Annotated in this window: 24 protein-coding genes; 14 read left to right on the top strand and 10 right to left on the bottom strand. The window is 75.0% G+C overall.

Going from position 1 to position 21466, the window contains the following annotated elements:
* Positions 1-59: 59 nt before the first annotated feature.
* Positions 60-1157, bottom strand: coding sequence for a hypothetical protein (locus tag WIS52_RS23250; protein ID WP_349300467.1), 1098 nt, complete (start codon positions 1155-1157; stop codon positions 60-62).
* Positions 1158-1340: 183 nt separating this feature from the next.
* Between WIS52_RS23250 and WIS52_RS23245 the strand changes: the two genes are divergently transcribed.
* Genes WIS52_RS23245 through WIS52_RS23225 form a run of 5 tightly spaced genes read left to right on the top strand, consistent with a single transcriptional unit; the run spans position 1341 to position 6816 of the window.
* Positions 1341-2915 carry an ABC transporter substrate-binding protein gene (locus tag WIS52_RS23245; protein ID WP_349300466.1) on the top strand — a complete coding sequence of 525 codons (1575 nt, stop codon included), beginning with the start codon at positions 1341-1343 and terminating at the stop codon, positions 2913-2915.
* 1 nt (position 2916) lies between these two features.
* A complete protein-coding gene (locus tag WIS52_RS23240) occupies positions 2917-3852 on the top strand; it encodes an ABC transporter permease (protein WP_349300465.1) in 936 nt (311 codons plus the stop codon).
* Positions 3849-4724: an ABC transporter permease gene (locus WIS52_RS23235; protein WP_349300464.1), complete on the top strand. Its 876-nt coding sequence runs from the start codon at positions 3849-3851 to the stop codon at positions 4722-4724. Before WIS52_RS23240 ends, WIS52_RS23235 begins: the two co-directional genes overlap by 4 nt.
* A complete protein-coding gene (locus WIS52_RS23230) occupies positions 4721-6175 on the top strand; it encodes an ABC transporter ATP-binding protein (protein ID WP_349300463.1) in 1455 nt (484 codons plus the stop codon). Before WIS52_RS23235 ends, WIS52_RS23230 begins: the two co-directional genes overlap by 4 nt.
* A complete protein-coding gene (locus tag WIS52_RS23225; protein ID WP_349300462.1) occupies positions 6172-6816 on the top strand; it encodes a (2Fe-2S) ferredoxin domain-containing protein in 645 nt (214 codons plus the stop codon). Before WIS52_RS23230 ends, WIS52_RS23225 begins: the two co-directional genes overlap by 4 nt.
* A 7-nt stretch (positions 6817-6823) precedes the next feature.
* On the opposite strand, the gene WIS52_RS23220 is transcribed toward WIS52_RS23225, so the two are convergent.
* The 4 genes from WIS52_RS23220 to WIS52_RS23205 form a co-directional block, all read right to left on the bottom strand.
* Entirely contained in the window at positions 6824-7135 is a 312-nt protein-coding gene (locus WIS52_RS23220) for a hypothetical protein (protein ID WP_349300461.1), read from the bottom strand.
* A 38-nt stretch (positions 7136-7173) separates the two neighbouring features.
* Positions 7174-7530 (bottom strand): hypothetical protein, encoded by a 357-nt coding sequence (locus WIS52_RS23215; protein WP_349300460.1) that lies wholly within the window; start codon positions 7528-7530, stop codon positions 7174-7176.
* Between the two features lie 113 nt (positions 7531-7643).
* Complete coding sequence (locus WIS52_RS23210; RefSeq protein WP_349300459.1) at positions 7644-8111, bottom strand: SRPBCC family protein; 468 nt, start codon at positions 8109-8111, stop codon at positions 7644-7646.
* A gap of 40 nt (positions 8112-8151) precedes the next feature.
* Complete coding sequence (locus WIS52_RS23205; RefSeq protein WP_349300458.1) at positions 8152-8967, bottom strand: NmrA/HSCARG family protein; 816 nt, start codon at positions 8965-8967, stop codon at positions 8152-8154.
* A 64-nt stretch (positions 8968-9031) separates the two neighbouring features.
* On the opposite strand from WIS52_RS23205, the gene WIS52_RS23200 reads away from it, so the two are divergent.
* The gene (locus tag WIS52_RS23200) at positions 9032-9202 is read left to right on the top strand and encodes a DUF899 family protein (RefSeq protein ID WP_379611836.1); all 171 of its coding nucleotides are present in this window, start codon (positions 9032-9034) and stop codon (positions 9200-9202) included.
* 154 nt (positions 9203-9356) lie between these two features.
* The gene (locus WIS52_RS23195; RefSeq protein ID WP_349300456.1) at positions 9357-11108 is read left to right on the top strand and encodes a GAF domain-containing SpoIIE family protein phosphatase; all 1752 of its coding nucleotides are present in this window, start codon (positions 9357-9359) and stop codon (positions 11106-11108) included.
* A gap of 37 nt (positions 11109-11145) precedes the next feature.
* On the opposite strand, the gene WIS52_RS23190 is transcribed toward WIS52_RS23195, so the two are convergent.
* Entirely contained in the window at positions 11146-11859 is a 714-nt protein-coding gene (locus WIS52_RS23190; protein WP_349300455.1) for a hypothetical protein, read from the bottom strand.
* Positions 11860-11948: 89 nt separating this feature from the next.
* Positions 11949-12752 carry a hypothetical protein gene (locus tag WIS52_RS23185; RefSeq protein ID WP_349300454.1) on the bottom strand — a complete coding sequence of 268 codons (804 nt, stop codon included), beginning with the start codon at positions 12750-12752 and terminating at the stop codon, positions 11949-11951.
* A 216-nt stretch (positions 12753-12968) separates the two neighbouring features.
* Between WIS52_RS23185 and WIS52_RS23180 the strand changes: the two genes are divergently transcribed.
* Positions 12969-14291: an HNH endonuclease signature motif containing protein gene (locus tag WIS52_RS23180; protein WP_349300453.1), complete on the top strand. Its 1323-nt coding sequence runs from the start codon at positions 12969-12971 to the stop codon at positions 14289-14291.
* Here the strand turns inward: WIS52_RS23180 and WIS52_RS23175 are convergent.
* The 3 genes from WIS52_RS23175 to WIS52_RS23165 all read right to left on the bottom strand — a co-directional run bounded on the left by WIS52_RS23175 (position 14288) and on the right by WIS52_RS23165 (position 16372).
* A complete protein-coding gene (locus tag WIS52_RS23175) occupies positions 14288-14869 on the bottom strand; it encodes a DUF6924 domain-containing protein (protein ID WP_349300452.1) in 582 nt (193 codons plus the stop codon). The genes WIS52_RS23180 and WIS52_RS23175 overlap by 4 nt on opposite strands.
* Positions 14854-15273: a VOC family protein gene (locus tag WIS52_RS23170; RefSeq protein WP_349300451.1), complete on the bottom strand. Its 420-nt coding sequence runs from the start codon at positions 15271-15273 to the stop codon at positions 14854-14856. Before WIS52_RS23170 ends, WIS52_RS23175 begins: the two co-directional genes overlap by 16 nt.
* 70 nt (positions 15274-15343) lie before the next feature.
* Complete coding sequence (locus WIS52_RS23165) at positions 15344-16372, bottom strand: hypothetical protein (RefSeq protein ID WP_349300450.1); 1029 nt, start codon at positions 16370-16372, stop codon at positions 15344-15346.
* A 60-nt stretch (positions 16373-16432) separates the two neighbouring features.
* Here WIS52_RS23165 and WIS52_RS23160 point away from each other — a divergent pair, with 60 nt between their 5' ends.
* Genes WIS52_RS23160 through WIS52_RS23135 form a run of 6 tightly spaced genes read left to right on the top strand, consistent with a single transcriptional unit; the run spans position 16433 to position 21414 of the window.
* Positions 16433-17341, top strand: coding sequence for a zinc-dependent alcohol dehydrogenase (locus tag WIS52_RS23160; protein ID WP_349300449.1), 909 nt, complete (start codon positions 16433-16435; stop codon positions 17339-17341).
* A gap of 12 nt (positions 17342-17353) precedes the next feature.
* Positions 17354-17752, top strand: coding sequence for a 6-pyruvoyl trahydropterin synthase family protein (locus WIS52_RS23155; RefSeq protein ID WP_349300448.1), 399 nt, complete (start codon positions 17354-17356; stop codon positions 17750-17752).
* Positions 17749-18780 (top strand): glycosyltransferase family 4 protein, encoded by a 1032-nt coding sequence (locus WIS52_RS23150; protein ID WP_349300447.1) that lies wholly within the window; start codon positions 17749-17751, stop codon positions 18778-18780. The genes WIS52_RS23155 and WIS52_RS23150 overlap by 4 nt, the downstream gene beginning before the upstream one ends.
* Positions 18777-19577 (top strand): class I SAM-dependent methyltransferase, encoded by an 801-nt coding sequence (locus tag WIS52_RS23145; RefSeq protein ID WP_349300446.1) that lies wholly within the window; start codon positions 18777-18779, stop codon positions 19575-19577. The genes WIS52_RS23150 and WIS52_RS23145 overlap by 4 nt, the downstream gene beginning before the upstream one ends.
* Positions 19574-20710: a lysylphosphatidylglycerol synthase transmembrane domain-containing protein gene (locus tag WIS52_RS23140; RefSeq protein ID WP_349300445.1), complete on the top strand. Its 1137-nt coding sequence runs from the start codon at positions 19574-19576 to the stop codon at positions 20708-20710. The genes WIS52_RS23145 and WIS52_RS23140 overlap by 4 nt, the downstream gene beginning before the upstream one ends.
* Positions 20707-21414, top strand: a complete 708-nt coding sequence (locus WIS52_RS23135; RefSeq protein ID WP_349300444.1) for a RibD family protein — start codon at positions 20707-20709, stop codon at positions 21412-21414. Before WIS52_RS23140 ends, WIS52_RS23135 begins: the two co-directional genes overlap by 4 nt.
* Positions 21415-21466 lie beyond the last annotated feature (52 nt).

The following is a 21466-nucleotide window of genomic DNA, read 5'->3' as shown; positions in this document are numbered from 1 at the left end:
CGCTCTCGCCGCCGCCGCGGCCGTCGGTGCAATCGTGTCCGCGCATCGGGCACGCGGGGCTACCCGGTCATCGCACGACGCAGGTCCGCGAAGAGCTCCTGGTATCCGGGATCACCGGCGGCGGTCGCGGCGTGGTGCACCGTCTCGAGGAGCGCGACGGCCGGGTCCGGATGGTCAGCCGCGGCGATGGCCGGTAGCGCCATGGCCTGCTGCAGCAGCGGTGCCCGGTGCTCGTCCGATGAGGTAACCACGCGACGTGGTGCGCCGGGGACCGCGTAGAGCCGGGTCAGTGCCCGGCTGTCGTCGAGGAGCTCGGCGGGAAGTGGCTGCACACCGAGCCAGCCGCACGCCTCGGCGATCCAGTCGATGCGGTCGAGGTCGGCGTCGGTGACGGCCCGGCGCGCGGTCCAGTGGGCGAGGCCTCGCTGCCGGTCCGGTGGGAGCTCGACGAGGGCGTCGGCGAGTTTTCGGTCGAGCAGGACGACGGTCCGCGCGAGCTCGACCGTCCCCAGTGGTCCCGGTGGTCGCTGCCCGGCCCAGAGCAGGTTGAGGTACATGGCGCGCTCGCGCGCCAGTTCCGGATCCCGGGCGCGGTCCCTGGCGCGCTCGGTGGGCGACCGGGCCGGGGCGGGCAGGCCGATGGCGTAGTCGTGCCAGTAGCGGGCCGAATCGCTGCCGACCCGCACGACGCGGTCGGCCTCGGCTGGTGCGGGCCAGAACTGCAGGCGGTAGCGGTCGAGGATCGCCTCATCGGAGCGTCGGGTGTCGGCCGCCCTGGCGGCGTCCATGCCGGCAGCGCAGTAGCGAACGCGGTAGGCGTCGGGTGGCAGGTCCAGTTCGGACCGACCCTCGTCTCCCCAGCCGAACAGCGCGGCCGGGCCACGGGTGAGGAGGAACGGCACCTCCACGACGTCCTCGGCGTCGCCGACGTCCGGGAGGCCGGGCTCGTCGTCGTGGCACTCGACGGTCACCGGGACGTCGCCGGTGTGCAGGCCCGCCATCAGGAACAGTCCGCCCGGCTCACCCGCGCCGCACAGGCCGTTGCGCTGGCCGGCGAAGCAGTCGTTCCTCTCCCATCCGACACCGGGGTCGGGGCCGGTGCCGAGGTAGAACTGGCCGTAATGGGCGAACGTCCCGCCGTCGAACAAGACCCGCACCGCGACGACTCTGCCCGAGGGACGGACCGGCGACCAGGCCGTCCGAGGTCCGGTGGCGCCCACGGCGATCGACGTCACGAAGACTGATCGGCCATTCATATGATCAGGTGTACCCAGGGTGATCACTGCGGTCGCCCGAGGAAGCCATGACGTCCTGGCCGGCGTCGAGGGAGGACCCGTCCCATGAGCCCGAGACACAGCCTGGGCGGCCTCGTCGCCGCGGCGCTCGCCCTCCTGATGACCGCGGGATGCGTGCAGACCACCGGCGGGTCCGACGCCGACGGCGCGGGCGGCGACCCGACCCTGACCTTCGCCACCAGCTTCACCATCGACGACCTGGACCCGCTGGAGAACGGCATCTGGGGCGTCGAGTTCGGCTACGCCGAGCTGCTGATGCGCCCCGACCGTGCCGGTGAGCCCACGCCGTGGGTGCTCGAGGGACTGACCGCCACCGGCCCGACGACCTGGCGGCTCACGCTGCCCGAGGGCGCGTCGTTCGTGAACGGACGCACGCTCGACGGCGAGGCGCTCGCCGAGCTGATCGCGTTCCAGTACGCCGAGCACCCCTCGTTCGCCGCCGCGCTGCCCGACGTCACCGCCGAGGCGACCGGCCCGCACGAGGTCACGCTCACCACGGCGGGCCCGGCGCCGAACGTCCCCGCGCTGCTGGCCGACGAGTCGATCCTGCCGGTGTACGACCCGGCCGCCTACCGGGCGCACCGCGAGTCCGGCGCCCCCGCGGTCGAGCTGATCGACGCCGGCATCTACACCGGGCCCTACGTCGTCCAGTTCCTCGACGGCGCCGAGGCCCGGCTCGCCCCGCGCACCGACCACTGGGACGGCCCGCCCGCGCTGAGCGCGCTGACCGTGCGGTTCGTGCCCGAGGGTTCGGCCCGGATCCAGGCGGTCCAGGCCGGCGAGGCCGACATCGCGCTCTACCCGGCGCGGGCGACACTGTCCACGTTGGAGGGACGCGAGGACGTCGCCGTGGTCACCGACGAGCCGACCGGGCCGAACCTGCCGCTGTACCTGAACCACCGCGCCCCGTTCGACGACGAGCGGGTCCGCCGCGCCGTCTACGCCGCGATCGACTACGACGCGATCGCGAACGAGGTCATGCAAGGCCGGTTCCTGCCGGCCACCGGCCTCTACGTGGAGACCCGGCCGTGGGCGGAGAAGACCCAGGTCACCGACACCGCGACGGCGGAGCACCTGCTCGACGAGGCCGGCTGGACCCGCACCGGCGACGGCCCCCGTTCCCGTGAGGGTGCGGAGCTGCGGTTCTCGATGCTCACCTACCCCGAGCAGCCCGACTCGGACGCCCTCGCGCTCGCGCTGCAGGCCCAGCTGGCCGAGCTCGGCGTCGGCGTCGACATCCGGCAGGTGCCCGATATCGACAGCGTGCTGGAGACCGGGACCGGCTGGAACTCCGGGATCAGCGCCACCGGCTTCCTGTCCTTCGGTGGCGACTACGTCCTCCCGCTGCAGCGGATCGTCCGCAGCGACGGCGCCCGCAACTTCAGCGGCATCGACGACCCCGAGCTCGACGCGCTCGTCGACCAGGTCGCCGCCGAGCTGGACACCACGACCCGCGACGACCTGATGCGGCGCATCCAGCAGCGGATCGCCGACCGCGGCCACTTCGGCTACGTCGGGCTCCGCAAGCCCGCCGTCGTCACCTCGCCGGAATGGAGCGGCTACGCGATCGAGGGCTCCAACCTCTGGGTCGCCCACGACACCGCCCCCTCCACGAGCTGACGTGGCGAGCGCCGTCCTCCGGCGTCTCGCGCAGGCGCTGCTCACCCTCGCCGGGGCCGCCGCCCTGGTGTTCGGGATGCTCGCGGTCACCCCGGGGGATCCCGCGCAGCGGGTGCTGCAGGCGCGCGGCATCACCGAACCGACCCCGGTCGCGGTGGCCGCGGTGCGCGACGAGCTGCGGCTCGACGACCCGGTCCCGATCCGCTTCGGACGGTGGGCGGCGGACGCGGCACGCGGTGATCTCGGGGTCTCGTGGCGGACCGGGCGCCCGGTCGCGGACGAGTTCACCGACCGGCTCCCCGCGACCCTGCGACTGACCGTCGCAGCGCTCGGGATCGCCGTCGGGGCCTCGGTGCTGCTCGGGACGACCGCCGCTCTCGGCGCCGGGCGCTGGCCGGACACGCTGTCCCGGGTGGTGGCACTGGGGCTGCTGGTCGTCCCGGGGTTCGTGCTGGGGGTGGTGCTGCTCGACCTGCTGGTGGTGCGGGCCGGCCTCGGCCGGGTGATCGCCGACGGCAGCTGGGCCACGGTCTTCCTGCCCGCCCTCGTCCTGGCCACCGGGTCGGTACCGGTGTGGTCCCGGGTGCTGCGGACCGGGCTGCTCGAAACGGGGTCGGCGCCGTACCTGCGGGTCGCCGAGGCCCGCGGGGCCGGCCGGATCCGGCTGCTGCTGGTGCACCGGCTGCCGAACGCGCTCGCCCCGTTCCTGACCATGATCGGGCTCGGCACGGCGGCGCTGATCGGCGGCGCCGCCGTCGTGGAGAGCGTGTTCACCTGGCCCGGGGTCGGCCGGTTCACCGTCGAGGCGATCAACGCCCGGGACATGCCGGTGATCGTCGGGTTCACGCTGGTCGCGGTCGTCGCCTACGTCCTCGCGAGCCTGGTGATCGACCTGGTGTGCGCGTGGATCGACCCGCGGCTGCGCGGTGCGCGGTGATCGGGCTCGTCGCCCCGTCGGCGGCACCCGCGCCGCGGGCGGTGGACCGGTCGTCGGCACGCGCGCTGCTCGCCCGCCCGGCCGCGCGCGCCGGGATCGGGATGGCCGCGGTCCTGCTGCTCGCCGCCGTCGCCGGGCCGTGGCTGCTGCCCGACCCGAACCTGCCCGACTACACCCGCCAGCTCACCCCGCCGTCGGCGCAGAACCTGCTCGGCACCGACCAGGCCGGGCGCGACCTGCTGGCGCGCAGCGTCGCCGGCGCCCGCAGCTCGCTCGGCGCCGCCGTGACGGTGACCCTGCTGTCGGCGCTGATCGGGCTGGTGGTCGGCACCTTCTCCGGCGCGGTCGGGGGCGTCGTGGACACCGTCCTGACCCGGATCACCGACGTGCTGCTCGGCCTGCCGACACTGGTGCTGACCCTGGCCGTGGTCGGGATGCTCGGCCCCGGCCACCTCAACCTCGTCGTCGCGATGGCGCTGACGATGTGGGCCGGCATCGCCCGGCTGGCCCGCAGCGTCGCCCGCGGGGCCCGGGACCGGCCCGACGTCGTCGCCGCTCGGATGGCCGGCGTCGGCCCGGTCCGGACGGTGCTCACCCACGTCGTCCCCGGGGTCACCGCGCAGGTGTCGGTCGCCGCGACCCTCGGGCTCGGTGAGGCGGTGCTGGCGCTGGGCGCGCTGTCGTTCCTCGGGCTCGGCGCCCAGCCGCCGACCGCCGAGTGGGGCACGATGCTGGCCGACGGGCGGGAGACCTTCGCCGCTGCCCCCTGGCAGCTCCTCGGGCCCGGGCTCGGCCTGGTACTCGCCGTCGCCGCGGCCACCCTGATCGCCGACGCGCTGCGCGACGTCACCGACCCGCGGAGCCGGCAGTGACCGCGCTGGTGGTCCGCGACCTCGTCGTCACCTACGCCGACGGCCACCGCGCCCTCGACGGCGTCGACCTCGAGATCGGCGACGGCGAGAGCTGGGCGGTCGTCGGCAGGTCCGGCTGCGGCAAGACGACGCTGCTCCGCGCGGTCCTCGGCCTGCTCCCGCCCGGCGCGCGGGTCACCGGGAGCATCCGGGTCGGCGGTCGCGAGGTCATCGGCGCGTCCGAACCGGACCTGCGGGCACTGCGCGGCCGCGTCGCCGGCTACGTCCCGCAGGACCCGTTCGCCGCGTGCGATCCACTGCGGACGGTCGGGTACCACGTCGCCTCCGCGTGGCGGGCGCACCGGCTCGTCCCACCGCCCGGCCGGGTCGACGCCGGCCTCACCGCGGTCGGGATCGACGACGCGGCGACGAGCGCGGCCCGGCACCCGCACACCTGGTCCGGCGGGATGCTGCAGCGGGCGACGATCGTCGCCGGGACCGCACACGACCCGCCGTTGACACTCGCCGACGAACCCACCAGCGCGCTCGACGCCGAGCTCGCCGACGACGTCCTGCAGCTGGTCCGCGCGCGCAGTGGGGCGCTGCTGCTGGTCAGCCACGACCTCGCGCTCGTCGCCCGGCATGCCGATCACGTGCTCGTGCTCGACGGCGGCCGCGGGGTCGAGCACGGCCCGGCCGCGCGGCTGCTGTCCGCGCCGTCGGCACCCGCGACCCGGACGCTGGTCGAGGCCTCCGTCCCCTACGGACGGCCGGCCCCGAGGACCGCCCCCATCGGCGACGTCGTCGTCCGCGCCGATCGGGTCAGCCGGACCTACGGCCCGGTGACCGCGGTCGACGACGTGTCGCTCGAGCTGCGCTCGGGCGAGGTGGTCGGGCTGGTCGGCCGGTCCGGCTCCGGCAAGTCGACGCTCGCCCGGTTGGTCGCGGGGATGGAACGACCCGACACCGGCACGGTCGTGCACGGGTCCGGGGCCCGCCGGCGTCCCGGGTACGTCATGCCGATCTTCCAGGATCCGGTCGCCTCGCTGGACCGGCGCTGGCCGCTATGGCGCTCGCTCGTCGAACCGCTCCGTGCCCGCGGGCGGCGGCTCACCCGTGCGTCGGCCCGCACCGCCGCGGCGGAGATGCTGGAGCGGGTCGGACTGGCCGGCCTCGATCCCGGCCGCCGCCCGGCGAGCCTGTCGGTCGGCCAGGCCCAGCGGGTCGCGATCGCCCGCGCGCTCGCCGCGGAGCCCGCGCTGCTGGTCGCCGACGAACCCACCGCGAGCCTGGACGTCGCGAGCGCCGCGACGATCACCGAACTGTTGCGCGACACGGCGTCGGACGGGACGGCGATCCTGGTCGTCAGCCACGACCGGGCACGCCTGGAGACCTGGGCCGACCGCGTCGTGACGATGCGGGCCGGTCGCGCCGACACCGCCGTCGTCGAGCACCGAGGAGGACACCCATGACCGGACGTGCGCTGGTGCTCATCGCCCGCCCGACCCCGTCCGGAGTGGATGGCCGGTCGCTGGCGGGCCTCGCCCGTGCCGTCGCCGAGCGGGTCGCCGAACCGGTGCGGATCGCCCACCTCGACCAGCAGGACCCGTCGGTCCCCGCGGTGCTGGACGAGCTCGCGGCCGACGGCGTCGACTCGGTACTGCTGGTGCCGCTCGCCGTGCCCGCCGACCGATACCTCACGTCCTGGATCGCGCGGGCGGTCACGCACCGGCGCAGCGGGACCGGGAGCGGGCCGGAGCTGCGGATGGCGCCGGAGCTGACCGAGCTCGTCGCCGACGCCGTCGTCGACCTGGCGCGCGGCGAGGGCAGGCCGATCACCGTCTCGGGAGCCGCCTTCGCGAGCCCGGCGTACTCGGAGCTGGAGATCCCGGACCGGCACCTGTTCGTCTGCCGGGGACCGCGCTGCCTGGTCTACGGGGCGGGGGAGACGCACCGGGCGCTGGCGGCGGCGGCGAAGGGCACCACGACCCAGGTGACGCCGTGCGGGTGTCTCGGGCCGTGCAACCTGGGGCCGCTGGTCGTCGACGGCGGTACGTGGCACACCGGGGTGACCGCGGACGACGCCGACCGGCTGGTGGGACCGGCCGGATGAGCGCGGGTCAGGACCGCGTCTCGCGACGCCGTCTCAGGTGGATCACGGTGTAGGTGGCGGGCGGCGTCCAGAGCAGCAGACCCGCCGCGAGCATCGGCCAGGGGGTCCCCTCCGTCGTGCCGGCGAGTCCGAACAGGACGAACCCTGCGCCGAGGAGGAGGGACAGCACGAAGCGTCCCGGGGGTTGCGCCCCGGCGCGGGTCGTCTTCGCCTGGTCCACGACGGTCAGGGTCAGCAGCACCGCCCCGCACACGATCAGCGTCCATCCGCCGATCTGACCGGCCCGCTCGAGGACCGTTGGGACGAGGGAGTGCTCCACACGTCGAGTATCCCCACCGTGATCCGGCGTGCCCCGGGTCAGCCGTCCCACCCACAGATCTCGCCGGTGGCGGCGTTGCGGGTCGGCTCGCCGGGGTCGGCGGGGATCTCGGTGCCGTAGGGGCAGGGCTTCAGCCCGTGCGCGCCGACGGTGCCGTCGTCCCCACCGGCTGCACCGCCGGGACGCTGGACCAGGGCCGTGGCGGCGACGGGCGTCGAGGCGACGGCATCCCGTCGTCCGGCCTCGTAGCCGAGTTGCGCCGTCGACCCGAGCAGCACCACGAGCACAGCGGTCCCGGCGATGGCCCGGAGCCCGGCGCGCGTCGGCGCCGGACGGGCGTGCCGGCGCGGGGCGGGCTTCGACCAGATGACCGTGTGCTGGTGCGGCGCAGACATGACGACCCCCGGGCGCTGTAGACGACTGGTCCGTCCGTCGCATCCGGGCGGGTGCCTGTGAACAGCGGCGCGCGGGGATCGTCAGCTTTGGTGAAGGTCAGGACAGGTGCCTGTCAGGAGCGTTGCACGGTCCGGGCGAGGATCCCGAGGGTCGCCTTGAGCGAGGCCTCGGGGACCAGCGGGAATCCGAGACCGCGGTACCGCTCGTGGATGCCGGACCAGTCGCAGTAGGACACGACGCGGGTGGCGCCGTCGTCGGCCGGTTCGAGGCGGTACCCGTAGACGTGCCCGACCGGTGGTTGCAGGTTGCCCTGGATCGTCCAGGCGATCTCGGTCTCCGGTCCGTAGGCGGTGATCACGACGGTGACGTCGTAGCGGCCCATCGGCCGGTCGCCGAGCGCCTCGCGGTCCATGTGGACGACGAAGGTGTCCCCGACCGCGGACACCGCCTCGCCCTCGGCGGACATCAGCATCCCGGAGCTGTCGATCGCCACGTGTCCACGCGGGTCGCGCAGCACCGCGAACACGGCCTCCGGGGGCGCCTCGATGATCCGGGACACCTCGATCCGTTCGTCGGTCATCGGACGATCATGCCCGCTCGGATCGGTCCGTGCAGCCCGCTCACCGCGATGCGGCCCAGGCGCGCAGGTCCCGTACCTCCGGATCGAGCTCCCGGGTCGACGCGAAGTCCGCCGTGTACGCCGGCGATGCCTCGGCCAGCCAGGTGAACATCGCGCGCAGGTCGTCGGAGTCGAGGACGTCGACGGGCAGCTCCTCGTAGCGCCCGCCGAACACCTCGGCCATCTGCTCGCAGACGAGCTCGTCGCCGCCGATCTCGACCGCCCCGCCGGGCACCCGCGAGGGGTCGCGCAGGACGGCCGCGGCGACCCTGCCGATGTCCTCGACCGCGATCATCTGCAGTGACACCCCGCCGGGCAGCGGGAGACGCAGCACGACCTCGCCGTCCTCGGTGGTGGGGGACAGGTTCTCCATGAAGAACACCGGCCGGACGATCGTCGCCGGGACGCCCAGCTCCGCGATGTGCTCCTCGACGCGGCGCTTGCTCTCGAAGTGCGGGACGCCGGTCTCCCGCTCGGCGCCGCCGACCGAGCTGTAGACGAGGTGGCCGACGCCGGCCGCCCACGCGGCGTCGGCGATGCGGAAGCCGTCCTCGACCTCGCCGTCGGTGCCGCGCGGGGTGAACGACGTCGTCATGGCGAAGACACCGTCGAGGCCGGCGAAGGCCGGGCGCAGCGAGGCGGGGTCGGTGAGGTCCGCCTGCACCACGTCGGCGCCGGCGGAGCGCAGGCCGGCCGCGCGGTCGGCGCCGGGGTCGCGGACCAGCGCGCGGACCTTGAAACCCGCATCGAGCAGCGCGCGGGCGGTGGCGCCGCCCTGCTGGCCGGTGGCGCCGACGACGGCGTAGGTGCTGGGCATGGTGCGGTCTACCCGTTTCGGACGCGCTGTACCGGTACCCGCGCGATGCGACCGCGGAGACCGCGTGTACCGGACCTACTTCGTCAACGGGCGGGGGATCGAGGCCTTCACACCCACCTGGACGATCCTGGACCGGACCCCGTTCGGACGTCAGGAGAGCTGGGAGGACCCCGCCGGCGGACGACCGCAGGGCCCCGCCTACGGCTGGTGGGGGCGGCCGGACGAGTACTCCTGACGGCCCGCGGCCGGCCCGCCCGTCGGTACGGAGGGCACCCCGGGACGCACGATTCGGCACAATGGGCCGATCCACGGACAGTGGGGATCCGTAGCGGAGGGCGGACCGCGTGCCTACGTGCGCCGGCGGCGATCACGACGGCCCGGGGCCGGGCGTGACCGAGCACGACCAGGAGACGCTCGGGGTGCTGCGGCGCATCGGATTGGATGCCGCACCGGACTCCGAGATGGACTCCTTCGCCGCCTGGGCCCGCGAGGCCGTCGCCGCACCGAGCGCCTGGGTCGCTCTCGCGCACGCCGACCGGGTGGTGCTCCCGGGCGCGGCGGGCGAGGACGCCGCCGGCCGGTCCCTCGCCGCAGCGCACCCGCTGTGCCGGCACGTCGTCGCGTCGGCGGCCCCCGTCGTGGTCGCCGACACGCGCGCCGACCCGCTCGGGTGGGCCCCGGACCTCGGCTCGGTCTCCTACGCCGGGTTCCCGCTGCACGACCGCGCCGGTCGCGTTCTCGGGGCACTCGCCGTGACCGACCGGGCGCCGAGGCGATGGTCGCCGCGCGAGGTGGACATGCTCGGCAGGATCGCGCGTGCCTGTTCGACCTCGTTGCAGCTGCGCCTGGCCGACCGCGTCGCCGCCCACGAGGAGCACCGCCGGGACGCGTTCGAGGCCGGGCAGCAGCGCGCGTTCGACCGTAGCCAGATCCTGCTCGGTGCCTCCCAGGCCTTCACCGACACCGAGACCGTCGGCGACGTCCGGGCGCGGATCAGCGAGCTGCTGGCCGCGTCGCTGGCTCCCGACCACGTCGACGTCGTCGTGGTCGACGACCGGGACCAGCTGCGGCAGCTGGGCGAGACCGAACCGGCGGGGTCGACCCGCACCGCCCTCGGAGCAGGGTCGCCCGGAGCCCGGGCGATCGCCGGCAACCGGATCCTGCACCACCCGGACCGGTCGGCGATCGACCAGGCGTACCCCGGGGCGGCCGGGGCCCAGCTGCGCGAGCGGGAACTGCACACCGTCGTCGTCGCGCCGTTGCCCGCGTCCACCGGCGCCGCCGGCGCGGTGATCCTCGGCTGGCGGCGACCGCACGCGATCGACCCGGCCGATCTGCTCACCATCGCCACCCTCGCCGGCTACGCCGCCCAGGCCCTCGGGCGCGCCCGGCACCTGTCGAGCCGCACGAGCGTCGCCCACGACCTCCAGGTCGCCATGCTCACGACGCTCCCGCGGATCGACGCGCTGCCGATGGCGGCCCGGTACGCGCCGGCCGACTCGCGCGAGACCGTCGGCGGTGACTGGTACGACGCGGTCGTCCTCGACGATCCCGACCGGCCCGGCGAGCGGGCGGTGCTGATCTCGGTCGGCGACGTCATCGGGCACTCGCTGCGCGCCGCGACGATCATGGGGCAGGCCCGGTCGATGCTGCGCCAGTCCGCGTCCGACCACCACGACCTGCCGCCGTCGCGGATCCTGGAGGCGTTCGAGGCCGCCGACAGCCGCTTCGACATCGGTGCCAACGGCACGACGATCCTCGCGCGGATCCAACGGCTCGCCCGCGGCGGATGGTCGATGACCTGGACCAACGCCGGTCACCCGCCGCCGATCCTGCTGCACCCGGACGGGACCGACGAGCTGCTCGGCGAGCACGACATCCTCTTCGGCTTCGACCTGACCCGGCCGGGGGACCGGCACGACCACCGGCGGGAGATCGCGCGGGGATCGCTGCTGTTCCTCTACACCGACGGTCTGGTCGAGCGCCGCGACAGCGACCTCGACGCCGGCACCGACCGGCTGCGGAAGGCGCTGCACGAGCTGCGGGACCGTGAGCCGCAGGAGATCGTCGACGCGCTCGTCGACACGCCGGTCGCGGAGATGCCCGACGACGTCGTCGCGTTCGCCGTCCGGTTCACCTGAGGCTGCCCTGCCGACACGGCGACCGAGCGGTCGCGGGTCAGTGACGGTCGCGCTCGGCCTCGTACTCGGCCTGGTGGAACCGGGCGGGGTGGATGACGCGTCCGGTCTCGGTGCGGTGTTCGACCGGCGATCCGCACCAGAGGCACTCGCCGGTGTCGGAGTAGCGGAGCTGGGCGAGCAGTCCGGCGTCGGCGGGCGATCCGGGCGGGGTGGATCGCGACGGCAACGTCGACGACGACTCGGTCATCTGCGGCGGGACGGCCGGCAGGCCCGACGACCGCGCTGCGGGGGCGGCGCCGGTAGCGGCGCGTACGGCCTCCTCGACCTCAAGGGCGTGCCAGTCGCGGGGGTGGACGGGGTGTCCGTTCTCGGCGCGATGGGCGTCGCGCAGGCCGCACCACATGCAGCCGCCTGCGGCGTCCGCCGTGGCCCGGGACTCGATGTCCGTCCGTGTAGCGGTGGCGTGGGCCACGGCGAGCCGGGCGTCGGCCAGCGCTCGTTGCTCGTCCTTGTGCGCCCTGATCCTCCCGAGCATCAGGTAGAAGGCCGCCCCGATGGCGCCGAGGACCACGAGGGCCCCTGCAGCCGGTGAGTTCTCGCCGAGCTCCGCGACGACGCCGATTGCGATCAATACGCCGATGACGATCAGGAGATAGCGGCCGAAGGAAAGGTTCGGCGGTTCGGCCGGCGGCTCCGAGCCGGCCGCGTTCGTCTGGCTGACGTTGACGTTGACATGGATGTGGTCAGCCATGGGTCTCCTTCGCCAGAAGCGCAGCCATCAGGCGTTCCGACCGCCCGTGCCGCACAAGTTCGATGAACGATCCGGTTCGGCGCGAGCCGTCAGTCCTTGCCGCGCTCGGCCTCGTACTCGGCCTGGTGGAACCGGGCGGGGTGGATGACGCGTCCCGTCTCGGTGCGGTGTTCGACCGGCGATCCGCACCAGAGGCACTCGCCGGTGTCGGAGTAGCGGAGCTGGGCGAGCAGTCCGGCGTCGCGCCCGGCCCCGGCAGCGGGCGCCGCCGGGGCCGGCTGAGGCTGCTGCTGCGGTGACCAGGCCTGCGGAGCGGGCGGCTGGGTCGGTGACCACGGCTGCGGAGCCGGCTGGGGCGGAACCATCCACTGCGACGAGGACGGTGGTGCGACGGCCGGTGCCGACAGTCCGTGGACCGCGGACGGGCCGGCAGGGGCGCCGACCGCGAGCCGCACGGCCTCCTCGACCTCCAGGGCGTGCCAGTCGCGGGGGTGGACCGGGTGTCCGTTCTCTGCGCGGTGCGGCGCGCGCTGACCGCACCACATGCACCCACCGGCGGCGTCGACGGTGGCCCGGGACTCGATGTCCGCGCGCACCGCCGCGGCGTTGGCCTCGGCGAGCTGAACCGCTTCGAGGGCCCGCTGCTTGGCCTGGCTCGCCTTGACCTTGCTGACGATCACCCAGGCCGCGATGCCGACGACACCGAGGATCAGGAATGCGCCGGCCGCCGGCGAGGCCTCGGCGATGTTCGCGACCGTGCCGATCGCCGCCAGCACACCGAACACGCCCAGGCAGCCGAGGCAGCCGTTGGACGAGCTCGACGACTGCGCGACCGGAGCATTCGTCTGGCTGACGTTGACATTGACGTTGACGGGTCCGCTGCGGTCAGCCATCGGTCTCTTTCGTGAGGAGTGCGGCATTCGTCCCCTTCACCGCAGTTCTCCCACCCGCCGTTACCGGTGATCATCAGCTTTGACGAGATCTCCGGCCACTGATTGACCACCCGTCCGATCGACCGCTACGTGCCCGGCCTCCACTCGTCGCTGATATGTGACCGGTGGTCGCTTCTTACTAGCGGGGAACGTATGTTCGATCAGAGAATCGGACACATGACCACCGCCTGGCAGGCCACCGACGAGGACCTCCTCCTCGGGCTGCGCGTTGCCCAGGAGGATGTGAACGAGGCGTTCGCGCAGATGGTGGAGCTGATCGGCGAGGCCCGTTCCCGCGGGCTGGCCGAGGCCACGGGTCACAAGGATCTGACGGATCTGCTGCGGTCGGTGCAGAACGTGTCCCGCTCCACCGCACGAGCCCGGGTCCGGGCCGCCGAGGATCTGGCTCCGCGCCGGCAGGTGACCGGTGAGGCGGTGGAGCCGGATCTGGCGGTGCTGGCCGCCGCGGTCGCCGAGGGCGCGTTGACCCCGGAGCACGTGCGCGAGATCCAGGCCGTGCTGGCTGCGTTGCCGCCGCATCTCGACGCGCACCGCGCCCCGCTCGAGGCCGACCTGACCGAGCACGCCCGGAGCCTGGACCCCGACGCGGTGCGCCGGCTGGGTAAGCACGCCCTGGCGCTGCTCGATCCGGACGGCGCCCACCCGCGCGAGCCCAGGCCCACCCGCAACGCGCTGACCCTACGCTCGCTGGGGGAGGGATTCGAGGCACGCGGCTTCTTCGACCGCGAGTCCGCCGCGATCCTCCGCAGCGCGCTCTCGCCGCTGAGCGCGCCGTGCCCCACCGTCCCGGCCGACACCGACTGCTGCGCCGACGGCGAGCACACCGGGCACGAGCCCGGCGAACGCGACCCCCGCTCGACGGCGGAGCGCACCGCGGACGGGCTGGTCGAGCTGGCCCGGCGGATGCTCGCCACCGGCGCGCTCGGGACCGAGGCCGGTCAGGCGGTGCAGGTCACGGTCACCGTCCCGCTGGAGACCCTCGTGACGGGCGAGGGTGGGGCGCTGATCGGGTTCGGGGACGGGACGCTGCGGGCGGCGATCGATGCCGAGGCGGCGTTGCGGCTGGCCTGTGATGCCCGGATGGTGCCGATCGTGCTCGCCTCGACCGGGGAGCCGCTGTTCGTGGGCCGGGACAAGCGCTTCGCGAACCGGGCCCAGCGCCGGGCACTGGCCCAGCGCGACGGCGGCTGCGCGTTCCCCGGCTGCGACGCCCCGCCGCAGTGGTGTGTCGCCCACCACGTGCGGCACTGGGCCCACGGCGGCTGCACCGACCTCGACAACCTGGTGCTGCTGTGCTCCCAGCACCACACCTTGATCCACAAGGGGGACTGGGTGATCACGATGGAGGGCGGGTTCCCGTGGTTCCATCCCCCGCTGTGGGTGCCGGGTGGGCCGCGGCGCACCATGCTGCAGCGCCCGGACCTGGTCGGGCGGATCCCGGCACAACGACCACCACCACGGGTCGCCCAGTTCCACTAGAAGCCCCGGTGAACACCGTCCTCGGTGGCGCGCGCGAACTCGGAGAAGTCCATGTTGGACAAGGCCAGGTTGATCTCCAGCTGTGCGACCTGGTCGCCGGCTGCGCGGAACGTTCGCCCCCGGTCGTCATCGCGCAGTCCGAGGACGAGGACCGGAAGCTCCGATGAGGACAGGGTGACGGCATCGACGACGAACAGGCACGACCGGCCCCGGGCCCATGCCGGGGTGGCCAGCTCCAGCAGGGCGGTCGCGGTCGCCTCGGCGAACCGGAGCTCGTCGATGACGCCCAGATCGGCCGAGAAGCCGGACACGTCCGGCACGGTGAGCCGGGTGCGGGCGGCCTCCCAGGCGTCGTCGTCGGAGAAGTCGGTGCGGATCAGCGCCGTGCCGCCGACGGCCGGCAGCGACGGCCGGGTCGGGCGGTCGCGCAGGACGACGTCGTCGGCCGGCCCGGCCTCCCACAGCCGGATCAGGTACCGCTCGGGACCGCCGCTGCCGCGGCCGGCCGCGTGCACGCGGGCGCGGACCGGCGTCGACCGGTTCGTCCGGTTGGCGCGCGACGTCAGCCGTGCTTCCACGGCATGTACGAGATCCCCACGACCAGGTGCTCGGGCGAGAGCAGCCGTGCGACCACCTGCCCCCACGGCTCCTCCCGGGCGTCGTGCAGCATCTCGTACCCGGCGTCGCGCAGCTCCTGCGCCGCCGTGCGGATGGCGTCGACGTCGGCGACCTCGAACTCCACGCACGCCTGCGGGACCGGGACGTCCGACGGCCAGTCGGGCCGTCCGAAGCAGGCCTGGGCGGCCTGGGTCAGCGGCCAGACACCGAAGTGGTTGGTGCCCGGAAGCCGCTCGCTGAGCAGGTAGTCGTCGTCCTCGGCGGCTCGCTCGAGCGGCAGGCCGAGGGTGTCGACGTAGAGCGCCCGGCTCGCCGCCGGGTCGGCGGTGATCGCGGCGACGCTCGCGACGGTCTGGATCTTCATGGTCGTCCCTCCCTGGTCCGGTGCCGCGCCGACGGGCATCGTCCCGCGGTGCAACGACTCGGGGAAGAGGTCAGCCCGAACGGTCGGCGTCTCCCGCGTGCAACCGCTGCCGGGCCCGGAACCACCAGGCGATACAGGCGAGCGTGACCAGCCCCAGCAGCACCGCCGGCACCGGCGCGTCCAGCACGAGGGCGAACAGCACCGTCACGAACGCCGACAGCACGCCGCCGATCACGCAGATGCCCATGTGCAGCCGCAGTGCGGCGCGGCCGTCGGCGCCGGTGTCGGTGGCGCCGGGACCCCCGATCCCCGGGACGTGACGATCCTCGGGGTTCCGGGAATCGGACTGACGATCGGACCGGGTCATCGTCCGACACCTCCCCGCCGCGGCGACCACCGCCGGCCGGCCCCACGGACTACCCGGTCGACCTCCAGCCCATTCCCGGGGCGACCCCGCCGAGGGGTACACCAGCGCAGCGGGCGCGAGATCGCACCCTCCTGTGCCCCTCGGCGCCGCGCCGGCCCACCGGACGGCGACGCCGCGGCCGGAGGAGCACAGCAGGAACGTCAGCGAGGCCGTGGTCAGGCCCTCGGCCATCGGGTGGGGGAGCACGTCGGCGCTCACCGCCGGCGGCGCCACGCCCTGGGGCGCGGCGACCACCCTCGCGAGCGACGACGGCGGCAGCGGTGCGCGCAGCCGCGGCCACACCCCCCGGCCGTCGACGGCGTCGAGCAGCAACGCCGACGTCTCGAGTCCGGCGAACAGCGGAAACAAGACAAATGATCCGAACAGCCCGTCCGTTACGAACCCCACCACGGCGCCGCCCAGCACGGCGCGGCCTACCGTGACCGGATCGGCCGGCCCCGGACCCACGATCCCCGCCCACCGGGCGGCCCGGCCGAGGAGCAGGAGGAGTACCGCACCGTGCACGAGCCCGACGACCACACCGACCCACTCCAGCCCGCCGGCCGCGGCCAGGACGCCGAGCAGCAGGACCTGCCCGGCGCCGGTGACGGCCGGGACGGTCCCGGGACCGAACCCCGGCCGGGCCGGCCGGGGGATACGGTCGCGGCGGCGGCCCCGCCGGGCTCCGCGCACGAACGCGCGTACTGGGTGGTTGCTCCCGGGAGGGGCGAGATCCGGCAGGTCGAGGTACCGGTGCCCGGTCCGGACGAGGTGCTGGTCCGGACCCTGTTCTCGGGCATCAGCCGTGGCACCGAGGCGCTCGTGCACCGCGGGGGCGTCCCGGAGGACCAGCACGCGGTGATGCGCGCCCCGTTCCAGGACGGCGAGTTCGGTGGCCCGGTCAAGTACGGCTACCTCAATGTCGGTGTCGTCGAGGACGGGCCGGACGCGCTGCGCGGCCGCGCAGTGTTCTGCCTGTACCCGCACCAGACCCGCTACGTCGTGCCCGCCACCGCCGTGGTGCCGGTGCCGGACGGCGTCCCGCCGGAGCGCGCGATTCTCGCCGGCTCGGTGGAGACCGCGGTCAACGCGCTGTGGGACCTGGCCCCGTTGATCGGGGACCGGATCTCCGTCGTCGGCGCCGGACCGGTCGGCTGCTGTGTGGCCGCCCTGTGCGCGCGGATCCCGGGGGTGCGGGTCGAGCTGGTCGACGTCGAGCCGTCCCGGGCAGGAGTCGCCGCGGCGCTCGGGGTGAGCTTCGCCCGGCCCGCCGACGCCGCCACCGATCGCGACCACGTGGTGCACACCAGCGCGACCGAGGCCGGGTTGGCATGCGCGTTGGACCTTCTGGCCGACGACGGACGGGTGCTGGAACTCAGCTGGTACGGCGACCGTAGGGTCACGGTCGGCCTGGGCGGGGACTTCCACTCGCGCAGGCTGGGGGTGGTCGGCAGCCAGGTCGGTGCCGTCGCCCGGGCCCGCCGGGGCCGGTGGACGCACACCGACCGGCTCGGGCTGGCACTGGAACTGCTCGCGGATCCGGTGTTCGACGCGCTGATCACCCGGGAGGTGGGGTTCGATCGCCTGCCGGAGGAGTTCGACCGGATCTCCGCCGGTGAACGGAACGGCCTCGCCGTGCGTGTGCAGTACGAGAACCGATGATCAAGGAGGACCGTGTTCCACGTCACCGTGCGGGACCGTTTCATGATCGCCCACAGCTTCCGCGGGGAGGTGTTCGGGCCCGCGCAGCGGTTGCACGGCGCGACGTTCGTCGTCGACGCCACGTTCCGTCGCCGTGAGCTGGACGCCGACGGCATCACCGTCGACATCGGGCGGGCGACCGAGGAACTGAAGGAGGTCCTCGGCGAGATGGACTATCGCAACCTCGACGACGAACCGGCCTTCGCCGGCGTCAACACCTCCACCGAGTACCTGGCGAGGGTGATCGCCGACCGGCTCGCCGAGCGGGTGCACGACGGCCGGCTCGGCGAGGGCGCCCGCGGCCTGACCGGGATCGCGGTCGAGCTGCACGAGTCGGACATCGCGCGAGCCGGATACGAGCGCGACCTGTGACCGTCCTGCTGGTTCCGGGCGACGTCGACGACCCCGCGTCGCCGAGCGGGGGCAACCACTACGACCGCCGGGTCCGCGACGAGCTCGCCGCACTCGGGCGGGCGGTGGAGTGGACCCCGCTGCCGGGCGCCTGGCCGCGTCCGGAACCGGCCGGCGTCGACGCGCTGGACCGGGCGCTCGCCGGGACCCCGGACGGGACGACGGTGCTGGCCGACGGCCTCGTCGTGTGCGCTCTGCCGGAGCCCGTCGTCCCGCACGCGGAGCGGCTCGACCTGGTCGTGCTGCTGCACCTGCCGCTGGCCGACGAGACCGGCGCCGACCCGGCCCTCGACGACGCCGAGCGCGCGGTGCTGCACGCCGCCCGCGCGGTCGTCGCGACCAGCACGTGGACCGTGTCGGTGCTGACCGGGCGGCACGGCATCGCCCCGGAGCGCGTCGCACTCGCGGTCCCCGGGACCGATCCGGCGCCGGCCGCGCCGGGCACCGGCGGCGCCGGCGGCCTGCTCAGCGTCGGGTCGCTGACCCCGCGCAAGGGCCATGACGTCCTGGTCGCCGCCCTGGCCGAGCTCACCGACCTGGACTGGACCGCCACGATCGTCGGCCCCGGTGGGCGCGCCCCCGAGCACGCCGACGCCGTCCGGACGGCGGCGGGTGAGCGGGTGCGGTTCACCGGGGCGCGGCACGGCGCCGAGCTGGAGGCCGAGTACGCGGCCGCGGACCTGCTCGTGCTGCCGTCGCGGGCCGAGCCCTACGGCATGGTGGTCACCGAGGCGCTCGCCCGCGGGATCCCGGTACTGGCCTCCGACGTCGGCGGCGTCCGGTCCGCGCTCGGTGACGCCGCGGTCGACGAGCTGCTCGTCCCGCCCGGCGACGCCGGCGCGCTGGCCGGCGCGCTGCGGCGCTGGCTCGGCGACCCCGCGCTGCGCGCCCGCGCCCGCGATCGCGCCCGCACCGCGACACCGCCGGGCTGGGACGTCACCGCCCGGACCCTCGACGAGGTCCTCACGGCGTCGGCGGTCCGGTCGTGAGCGGGCCCGGGGCGCAGTTCACCTACGCCGACTGGCTCACCCTGCGCGAGCCCGTGGACGCCGACGCCCGCTCCGCCGAGCTCGCCGGCTGGGCCGCCGCCCTGCTCGCCGGCCAGGACGCGCCGCTCGTGCGCGACCTCGGCTGTGGCACCGGATCGATGCCGCGCTGGCTGTCCCCGCGGCTGCCCGCCGGTACCCGCTGGGTGCTGCAGGACTCCGAAGCCGACGTGCTCGAGCGGGCCCGCGCGGGGGTGGCCGGGGTCGAGGCGACGGTGCAGGCCGGGGTCGGCGCGCTCCGTGCCGACGACCTGGCCGGGACCTCGCTGGTCACCTGCTCGGCGCTGCTCGACCTGCTCACCGCCGACGAGATCGGCACGCTGGCCGCGGCCTGCGGCGACGCGGGCGTCCCCGCGCTGCTCACACTGAGCGTCACCGGGCGGGTGGCCCTGGCCCCGCCGGACCCGCTCGACGACGCCGTCGCCGCCGCCTTCGACGCCCACCAGTGCCGCGACGACCGGCTCGGCCCGGAGGCCGCCGAGCGCGCCGCGACGGCGTTCGCCGCGTACGGCACCGTCCTGACCCGGGCGACCCCGTGGCGGCTCGGTCCCGAGCGCCCGGAGCTGACCGCGGAGTGGCTGCGCGGGCGCTTCGCCGCCGCGGTGGAGGAGGTCCCCGACCTGGCCCCGGACGCGGCGGCACACCTCGATCGGCGGACCCGCGCGCTCCTCACCGGCACGCTGACCGCCGAGGTCGGGCACCTCGACCTGCTCTTCGTGCCGCCCGGGGGCGGGTCGTGAGGGCGGCGGCGTCGGTGCTGCGGGTCCCGGCGGCCCTGGCGATCCTCGGGTTGCTGGTCTGGCAGCTCGGCAGCGACGCGGTGCTCGACGGGCTCCGCGCGGTCGGCCCGGGCACGGTCCTGGCCGCGCTCGGACTCGGCCTGCTCGGCACGCTGGTGACCGCAGCCCGCTGGGTCCTGGTCGCCCGCACCGTCGAGGCGCCGCTCTCCCCGCGCGGCGCGGTCGCCGACGTCTACCGCGCCAACCTGCTCAACGCGGTGCTGCCCGCCGGGCTGCTCGGCGACGTGCACCGCGCCGTCCGGCACGCCGGCCGCGGGGGACCGGCCGGCCTGCGCGCGGTCGTCCTGGAACGGGTGTCCGGGCAGACCGTGGTGGTGCTGGCCTGCGCCGCGCTGGTCGCGGCCCCGGTCGCGCCGCTGCCGACCGGTGCGGCGGTGGCCGTCGTGCTCGGTGCCGCGGCGGTGGCGTGGAGCCGCTCGCCGGGGCGGGTGTCGGACCGGTCCCTGCGGCGGTTCCTGGACGAGCCGCACGGCCCGGCGCCGGACGGACCTCCGGCGCGGACGACGGCCGCCCGGTCGAGGGGGCCGGCGGCGGAACAGCTGCCGGACCCGATTCCGGAACCGAGGCCCGCCGCGGAGCCGGACGAGCCGCCCGCGGCGACCGGCGAGGAGCCGGCGTCGGGTGGGCTGCGGCGGTGGCTGCCGGACCGCGACGCAGTCGAGACCGCGGTGCGGGCCTGGCTGGCCGACGCCCGCCGGGTGCTTGCCTCGCGCACGACCGGACCCGCCGTCGTCGTGCTGTCGCTGGCGGCACTGGCCTGCCATCTGGGGCTGTTCCTGCTGGCCGCGCGCACCGCCGGGGTGGATGCTCCGCTGGTTACCCTGCTCCCGCTGCTGACCGCCGGCCTGCTCGCGATGATGGTGCCGATCGGCGTCGGTGGCTGGGGCCCGCGCGAGGGCGTCACCGCGGCCGCGTTCGTCGCCGCGGGCCTGGATCCGGCCGGCGGCCTCGCCGCCGCCGTCGTCTTCGGCGCGCTCGGGCTGGTGTCGTGCCTGCCCGGTGCCGCCGTGCTGGTGCTCGACCGGGGGCGCCACCGCGACCCCGTCGTCGCCGGCGGAAGGAGAAGCACATGACCGCCTGCTCACCCGCGACGGTCGCCGACGAGTTGCTCGGCCCGGTACGCACACCGGCCGACCGGCCCTTCGTGCTGCTCAAGTACGCCCAGACCCTGGACGGCCGGATCGCAGCCACCGGTGGAGACTCCAAGTGGATCTCCAGCGACGCCGAGCGCTGCGTCACGCACGCGCTGCGCGCCCGCTGCGACGCGATCATGGTCGGGATCGGGACGGTGCTGAGCGACGACCCGCTGCTCACCGTGCGGATGGTGCCCGGCCCGTCGCCGCGCCGGGTGGTGCTCGACTCCCGGCTGCGCACCCCGCCGGACGCGGCGCTGCTCGACGGCGACCCCGGCACCATCGTGCTCACCTCGGCGTCCGACGGCGCGACCCACCTGGAGCGTCCGGGGGTGGAGGTGCACCGGGTCGCCGCGGGTCCGGACGGGATCGACCTGCCCGGTGCGCTGCGCGACCTGCGCGCGGCCGGGGTCCGCAGCGTGCTGGTCGAGGGCGGGGCCAAGGTGCTCACCGCGATGCTGGCTGCCGGGGTGGTCGACCGGGTCGTGGTCGCGGTCGCCCCGCGGATCCTCGGCTCGGGTGTCGAGGCCGTCGGCGACCTGGGGCACCGCCGGATCGCCGACGGCATCGCCCTGCGCCGGATGTGCGTGCGGACGGTGGGCGACGACCTGCTGATCGGCGCCGACGTCGAGCCGGCCGGCTAGCCCCGGGCCCGGTTCACCCGCCACGACGACGGGCCGGCCCACCCACGGAGGG

The organism is Pseudonocardia nematodicida (assembly GCF_040105385.1).
GTDB lineage: Bacteria > Actinomycetota > Actinomycetes > Mycobacteriales > Pseudonocardiaceae > Pseudonocardia > Pseudonocardia nematodicida.
The sequence above is the reverse complement of the archived record's forward strand: the minus strand, read 5'-3'. Positions and strand labels throughout refer to the sequence as shown.